Source organism: Oscillochloris sp. ZM17-4 (assembly GCF_019599295.1).
In the GTDB taxonomy this organism is placed as follows: domain Bacteria; phylum Chloroflexota; class Chloroflexia; order Chloroflexales; family Chloroflexaceae; genus Oscillochloris.
On sequence record NZ_JAIEWN010000096.1, the window covers coordinates 1 to 6,901 of the forward strand.

Below are 6,901 nucleotides of genomic sequence, written 5' to 3' on the forward strand. Positions count from 1 at the left end.
GCGCACGCCGCGTGACGCCAAACTGTCAAGTGCTTCTGAAACCATGTCTAGGCCGGAAACGCTGCCTGCCACAAGCGTGACCAACCCCTTCTTTGCGGGGAGGTGGTGCCGAGTAGAACATTCCCGATGTGTACCTTTTATAGACAGAGGTGACCAACCCCTTCTTTGCGGGGAGGTGGTGCCGAGGCGAAGAGCGCCAAGATGGTGGCCGAGGCCCCCAACATGTGACCAACCCCTTCTTTGCGGGGAGGTGGTGCCGAGCTGTGGGGGTAGCGGATGGGTGTGGACCAGTTGTGACCAACCCCTTCTTTGCGGGGAGGTGGTGCCGAGCTGTCTCTGTGGGCAGGTGATAACCTGCCCAGGGTCGTGTGACCAACCCCTTCTTTGCGGGGAGGTGGTGCCGAGATCCTGTTCACCAGCGACCGCTCATCCGGGGCGGCCGGTGACCAACCCCTTCTTTGCGGGGAGGTGGTGCCGAGAGGGTCGCGTCTCGCGGGTGTGGGGTCTGGCCCTTCCCAGCGCGCCCCCTGGCACCGCGCCAGCGGCACCGAAAAGTGTAGCGATCTTGCGATCCTGGCCGAATGGGCTCAATATACCACATCTGCCTACCGTTTAGTGGGTCACTGGTTGCCCCTCTGCCGCGCCGCCGGGCGCACCACCAGCAGCCTGCGCCCGCTGCGCTGCGTCTTCACCTCCACCACCTCGACCCGCGCCGGGTGGCCGACCCGGTATCTGCGCAGGTCGGCCACGTCGGCCGAGAGCAGGGCCACGGCCTGCTCGGCGCTGAAGCCCGGCACGGCGATCACCGCCGCGCTGGCGTCGGCCTCGATGATCGTGGCGGTGAAGACCTCGCCCGCCCCGGGGATCTGCGGGGCGGGCTTCTCCGGCCTCGGCGGCCTCTGCTCCTGAGCCTGCCGGCCCGGCGTGCCCTTCGCCGCCAGCTCGGCCGCGCTCAGCGTCGCGCCGACCACCTGGGTCGGCAGCGGCAGCACCGGGCGGTCCTTGTACTCGTTCTCCCGCCGTGGCCCGCGCTCGATCTCCTGGTAGCGCGTCTGCTCCGGCAGCGGGCCGGGCCAGCTCAGCAGGGCCAGCAGGCAGCGCATGCGCAGGGTTTTGTCCAGCGCCGCGTAGCCCTTCGCCCGCTCGCCGCTCTGCTCCAGCACGTAGCCCTCGAAGGCGGCCGCCGCCGCATCAAGCTCCGCGTCGATCTGGTCGTCCGCGCCGCTGGCCCACGTGTCGCCGGCAAATAGCGCCGCGTAGCGCTGCGCGCGCAGGCTCTTGGCGACGGTGTGCCCCAGCCGCACCGCGCCCATGCCCAGCGGCTTGCCCATGCCCAGCTTCAGCCGGTAGGCCGGGTCGCCGCCCAGCCGCAGCACCCAGAGCAGCGCGCCCAGCTCGATCTGGCTCAGGTTCTCGACGTGCAGGGTGAAGCGGAAGGTGACGCCGGCCCGCACCGGGCGGATGCTGGTCAGCTGGGTGTCGCTGGTCGCGGCGGCCTGGTCGGCCGGCATCGCGATCGCCGGGTCGCCGCCCTTGTGCCAGTAGCGCTTGTGGCCGCGCGCGGCGGTGTCCGCGTCGGGCGCGCTGGCGTAGTGCCGCAGGCTGCGCTGGGTCTCGTCCGGCTGCACCAGGTAGTGCTGGAAGGTGGTCGGCTTGGGGCTGGCCAGGATGTGCGGGGTGATCGGGCCGTCGCTCAGCCAGAGATCGCCCTGGCCCGGGTCGGGCGTCGCGTCGCCCACGAAGACCCGCCCGGCCAGCGCCTGCTCCTGGCCCTGCTTCTGGAGGCTGCCGCGCACGTAGCCGAAGATCGCCTCGGCCAGGTCGATCGTCGCCTCGTCGCGCAGGTCGGCGGGCACAAAGTCGCGCGGGGTCGCCGCGCGCTGGCTGCCGGGGAAGCGGTAGGGCAGGCGGAAGTTCGGGCTGTGGCCGAAGGCCGTCACCGCGCCCTTGCCGGGGTCGAGGTAGAAGACCGCCGCGCCATCGCGCAGCACGCCGTTCGGGCCGAGCTCATCGACGATGAAGTCGCTCAGGCCGTTGACGTAGTCGTCGATCGCCTGCGCGTCGATCGCCAGCTCGCCGTTGCCCGGCTCGGGCACGACGATATGGTTCTTGCGCGGGCTGCGCGTCCGCCCGCCGCCGGTCTCGATCATGTTGCCGCTGGTCACCAGCCGCCCGGCCAGCGTGTGGACGCCGGGCCGGTCGATCTGATCGACCACGGTGCGGCCCCTCGGCGTGCGCTTGTGGGTGAAGCTGACGTCGATGCTCTGCAGGTGGTAGTCGCCCGCGTTCATGCGGGTCAGGTCGAGCGACGGCGGGATATCGCCCTCGCGCACCTTGATGAAGCTGTCGCTGCCGATCGGGCGCGAGGGGACGATCACCCAGCCGGTGCGACGCCAGGCCAGGTAGCCGGCCTTCACCCCGCGCAGCTGGTCGCGGTAGGGCTCGGCCAGCGGGTCGTCCTTCTTCGCGGCCACCGCCCGGTAGAAGAAGCGCGGCCGGTCGGTGACCCGGTCGAGCTTGGCGTAGGCGGCGATCTCGACCAGCGAGCGCAGCATGCCGCGCAGGCTGGAGCCGGGGATGACCGGGGTGTCGGGGCTGGCGGTGAAGAAGAAGTCGGGCTGGTCTTTGGCCTCCAGGCCGGCGGCGAACTGCTGCGGGGTCAGGCCGCAGCGCACAAACAGCGGCGACTCGCTGGTCAGCGTGCAAGCGATCTGGCCGGTGAAGCGCTCGGTGTGGTAGCGATCCTGTTGCGTGCGCACCTCGGACAGGCTCGGCTCGGCTGGCACGACCTGCTCGGGCAGCGGCACGAAGTTATACGGTGCCAGGGCCGCGCGGCGCTCGGACACCTGCGGGATATGGTTCGGGGTCATGGCTGGCCTCCCGGGGGCTCGACGGCGACAAGCCGGCTGTCGACGATCTGGCTCAGGCCGGTATGGGTATCATCGGCGAGGTAGTGGCGGGTCCAGAGCTGCGCGTTCGTGTTCGCCAGCATCTGCCCGGCGAGCGGCGGCGCGTGCTGGATGCCTTGGCGGCCCTCGACCAGCAGGGTGAAAGGCGCGACGGTGCGGTCTTCCTCGTCACTCCAGGTGCCCCAGAGCAGCTGGCGCTCGTTGATGTAGTCGGTGTCCGTACCGGCGCTATCGTCGCGGTAGCGCGCCCGCCAGCCCGCCGGCCCCAGCCAGAGCAGCAGCTCGCCCGGCGGGCCGAAGAGCCGGGCCTGGGTCAGCGCTTCCCAGCGCAACCTTAGCTGTGGGTACTCCTGCGGGAAAGCGTCGGAGGAAAGCAAAAGCTTGCCGTCCTGCATCACCCCCCAGATCGTGCCGTCCTCGCACTGCGCCAGCAGCCAGGTCAGGCCGTGCTGCTTCGCCATCGCGGTCAGCCATGCGTGCAGGTCTTCCTTCGCACTAGCGACATCCCAGGCGGTGACCGTGCTCACCCCGGTTGAGATCTTACGCGCCATCGGCGGCCTCCTCCTGGCTCAGCGCAGTCACGTATGTCTCCAGCGCGGCCTGGTCGCCGTCAACCTGAAGCCGGCCATCATCGTCGCGGATCGTCCAGGTCTGCGGCTCATCCAGCTCAGGCGTCTGAAGCGTGAGCGTCGCCTGCTTGCCAGATAGCCGCCCGCGGCCGACGCTGGCCTCGCCGCCCAGCGCCAGGTCGCCGGTCCAGAGGTCTTTGAGCAGCAGCAGCAGCAGGCCGATCTCATAGCCCTCCGGCTTAATCAGCTCGATCTCCAGGCGCAGCCCGCCGCCGAACTGCGGGGCCTCGCTGAACAGGGCGGTGTCGAGCGCCCCGCCGGTGAAGCGGTCGATGCTGACCCGGCTCTGCACCACGGTCGTCCCGCCATCGATCAGCGCCTCGCGCACCTGCAGCCGGCTCATGGTCGGCGCGGCCCGCGCGATGTGCAGGTCGCGCCCGAACAGATCATCAACCACCTGCTGGGCCTGGCCGGGGCGGCAGGCATCGACGATGCGCAGTGCGCGGGCGCGCAGGGCGCCGGCCAGCGAGGTGCCGGGCAGCAGCGGCTTGCCCGCCATGTCGCGCAGATGCACGAAGTCGGGCTGGGCGCCGGAGCTCGTCAGCATCGCGTCGGAGCGCACCAGCAGCGCCCCGTCGATCGCGCAGTCGAGGGTGAGTCGGAAGCGGTGGCGCTTGTCGGTCGCGTCGGGCGCCACGCCCAGCACCTGGGCGGCTGTCCCCGCGACGACTGCCTCGGCGGGCAGGTCGTAGCCGCCCAGGCCCTCGGCCAGCCAGGCCAGCAGCCCCGCCCGCTGGCGCAGGTCGTAGGTGCGCACCTGCCATTGCGCAACCCGGCAGGTGCCGTAGCCGCGGCTGCGCCGGGCGCCGATGCGGATCGCCCCCTCCTCCAGGCCGGCCAGCGCGCGGGCCAGCAGCGACATGCGGGTGCGGGTGGTATCGGCGTTGGCATCGAGCAGCAGCTCGAAGCGCAGCGGGAAGCGCGTGCCGGCGGGGAGCAGCTCGATATCATACTTGGCGGCGTCGTGGGCGGTGCGCCGGCCGGGGTCGATCTTCACCCCGTCGCGCACCTCGGCCGACGTGCGGGCGGCGTAGGCGTCCTCGATGATCAGCGGGCTCTGGGCGCCATCGTCATCGCCCTTCATCCCGCCGAGCAGCGCGGTGATCCCGTGCGCAAGCTGCTCGATCGTGCGGTCGCCGCCGAGCCGGCTCAGCAGCTCGCCGCGCAGGGCGCCGGCCAGCGAGGTGCCGGGCAGCAGCGGCACGCCCGCACGGGCGTCGCGCAGCAGGGTCATATCAACCACATCAGCCGGCTCGCCCGAGCCGAGGTGGGCCGGCGCGGTCAGCACCAGGTCGCCGGTGATCACGATGCGGGTCACGATGCCGCGCGGGGTGTCTGGCGTCGTCATGCGGGCACCTCCTGCTCGCGCCGGCGCTCGCGGGCGACTGCGGCGAGGATCGCCTCCGCCAGGCGCAGGGCGGTCGCGCCGGCGAGGGGCGGATCGTTCGGGTGATCGGCGGGAACCGCGATGCCAGCCACCCTATACGCGCCCGGCGGCGTCATCTGCAGCAGCGCCCAGACCGGGGCGGCATCGCGGTTCGGTGCGTCGGCCAGCAGGGTAATCAGCCAATCGTAGAGCGTCGTTCCGCCGATCGGGGCGCGGGCGAACTGCTCATACCCGGCCTGGCGCATATCCTCCAGGCCGTCCCGCACGGCGGCCACATCGCCAGCCGGCAGCGCCCGGCGGATCAGCACGCGCACTCGGCCGAGCTGGCTGTTCTTTGGCATCGCCGCGAGGTTATCGCCGATAGCGGCGATGGTGGTGTTCACATACCAGCCGATCGCGGTATCAATCTCCTCGGCGTAGCGCCGGGTCGCCATCAGGCCAGCGATGTCGGCTGAGAGTGACAAGAGCGGGGGTTTTCTCGCTGGTTCCTGCTTGGGCCCGTCAGACTCCTGCGCCTTCGTCTCTGGCTTCTTCGGCTTGATGACGGTGAACTCAGCAGCGGCCAGCCAGCCGAAGGCGACCCGCCCGAAGCCCTCGGCCCGCCGCTCGCCCAGCCCGCGATCCTCGATCGCGGCCAGGTCGATCGGCTTGTCGGTCGCCGGCAGGTTCAGGCTGATCACGCTGCCGGCGCGCAGCGCGTGGCGCTGCGGGGTCGGCAGGCGGGCGGTGGTGTTATAGCTGCTCACCAGGGTCGTGCTGGTGACACTGTGGGCCAGGTCGACCGTCAGGTCGTCGATGCCCAGCGCCGCCGCGAGTGCCTCGGCGTCCGGCGTGGTCAGCTCGCGGCCCTGCCCATCGCGCATGAGCAGGTCGCTAAGCAGGGTCATACTGACCAGGCCAGTCGGCTGCGGCAGCGGCTCGCCCGCCTCACGCCAGCCGGGCTGCGGGGCATCGGCCTGGATCGTCACCCGGCCATAGCCGGCGCTGCGCGAGCGGCCGATCCACGCGCCGGTGTCGGCGGCCAGCAGGTCGTGCAGGAAGGCGGCATCTTTGTCTTCGTCACAGACAATCGCCCCGGCGAAGGTCTGCCCGGACGCCAGTGCATCGTAGCGAAAGACCTCGCCGCTGCCCCGGCGTGCCCGGCCATACCGGCGGTCGCGCTGGATATGGATGGCCACCGTGTGCGGAATCTTCAGGCGGGTGAGGATGGTGCCGTTCGGGATGATAAAGCAGGGTTTGAGCGCCGGCCAGCGCGCATCCACCTTCTTTGCGAGCAGTTGTTTGGCCCCCTCACCGTCAGCCGCATTCAGCACAGAGAAGGCGTCCTTATCCAGGTCATCCTTGTGGGCATGCAGGCTCAGCGGGGCCGGCAGGCTGCGCGTGTGGCCATCTGACGCGACGTAGGCGTTCAGGAAGCAGGTCGTACGGCTGAAGAAGCGCCGCTGGACATCCGGGTCGGCCAGCAGGTCGGCGGGCGCGCCCTTCTGCGCGCGCAGGCGGTGGATGAGCAGGCCGCGGATCTGGCCGCCGGGGATGTAGTCGAAGGAGCGGCTGCTATTCGGGTCGCCCTCCAGCGAGGTCGCCAGCAGCGGCTGCTCCAGGGTCAGCCGGTAGGTCAGCACCATCGTCATGCGGGCACCTCCGCGGCAAAGCGCTCGAAGCAGGTCCGGGTGAAGGCATCGTCAATCGAGTCAGCCGGGTCAGCGCGATGCAGCCGCAGCGCCAGCCGGCCGCGGCCGCGGTTGCGGCTCAGGCCGCCCCGACGCACCGCCAGGGCGCAGGCGGCCAGCAGCGCCTCGGCCCGCTCCTGTGTCGTCGGGAGCGGCGCGGCGCCATCTTCCGGCGGGAGGTGCGCGGGGAGGGCTTGTCCCTCCCCGGAAATACCTTCCCCCACCCCATCATCATTGGGGAGATCCAGATCCAGCGGAGCGACCAGCGTCACCCCGCGCACGACCGCGCGGGCGGCCCGCAGCGAG

At 70.8% G+C, this 6,901-nt stretch carries 4 protein-coding genes, 1 pseudogene and 1 CRISPR repeat array; all 5 genes and pseudogenes read right to left on the bottom strand.

What is annotated here, in order from left to right; all coding sequences use genetic code 11:
• Nucleotides 1-76 precede the first annotated feature (76 nt).
• Nucleotides 77-479: a CRISPR direct-repeat array (repeat unit 37 nt; unit sequence GTGACCAACCCCTTCTTTGCGGGGAGGTGGTGCCGAG).
• Between the two features lie 141 nt (nt 480-620).
• The gene (locus K2Z83_RS27355; RefSeq protein WP_220598341.1) at nt 621-2,870 is read right to left on the bottom strand and encodes a TIGR03986 family CRISPR-associated RAMP protein; all 2,250 of its coding nucleotides are present in this window, start codon (nt 2,868-2,870) and stop codon (nt 621-623) included.
• Nucleotides 2,867-3,460 carry a CRISPR-associated protein Csx19 gene (csx19, locus tag K2Z83_RS27360; RefSeq protein WP_220598342.1) on the bottom strand — a complete coding sequence of 198 codons (594 nt, stop codon included), beginning with the start codon at nt 3,458-3,460 and terminating at the stop codon, nt 2,867-2,869. The genes K2Z83_RS27355 and csx19 overlap by 4 nt, the downstream gene beginning before the upstream one ends.
• Nucleotides 3,450-4,886 (bottom strand): RAMP superfamily CRISPR-associated protein, encoded by a 1,437-nt coding sequence (locus K2Z83_RS27365; protein WP_220598343.1) that lies wholly within the window; start codon nt 4,884-4,886, stop codon nt 3,450-3,452. Before K2Z83_RS27365 ends, csx19 begins: the two co-directional genes overlap by 11 nt.
• The gene (locus tag K2Z83_RS27370; protein WP_220598344.1) at nt 4,883-6,556 is read right to left on the bottom strand and encodes a hypothetical protein; all 1,674 of its coding nucleotides are present in this window, start codon (nt 6,554-6,556) and stop codon (nt 4,883-4,885) included. Before K2Z83_RS27370 ends, K2Z83_RS27365 begins: the two co-directional genes overlap by 4 nt.
• Nucleotides 6,553-6,901, bottom strand: a pseudogene (locus K2Z83_RS27375) (hypothetical protein); the annotation flags it as partial. The pseudogene K2Z83_RS27375 and the gene K2Z83_RS27370, both read right to left, overlap by 4 nt.

Bases quoted from the DNA above. Each gene is read 5' to 3' on its own strand.
- csx19 (WP_220598342.1), bottom strand. From the start codon at position 3,460: ATGGCGCGTAAGATCTCAACCGGGGTGAGCACGGTCACCGCCTGGGAT.
- K2Z83_RS27370 (WP_220598344.1), bottom strand. From the start codon at position 6,556: ATGACGATGGTGCTGACCTACCGGCTGACCCTGGAGCAGCCGCTGCTG.
- K2Z83_RS27355 (WP_220598341.1), bottom strand. From the start codon at position 2,870: ATGACCCCGAACCATATCCCGCAGGTGTCCGAGCGCCGCGCGGCCCTG.
- K2Z83_RS27365 (WP_220598343.1), bottom strand. From the start codon at position 4,886: ATGACGACGCCAGACACCCCGCGCGGCATCGTGACCCGCATCGTGATC.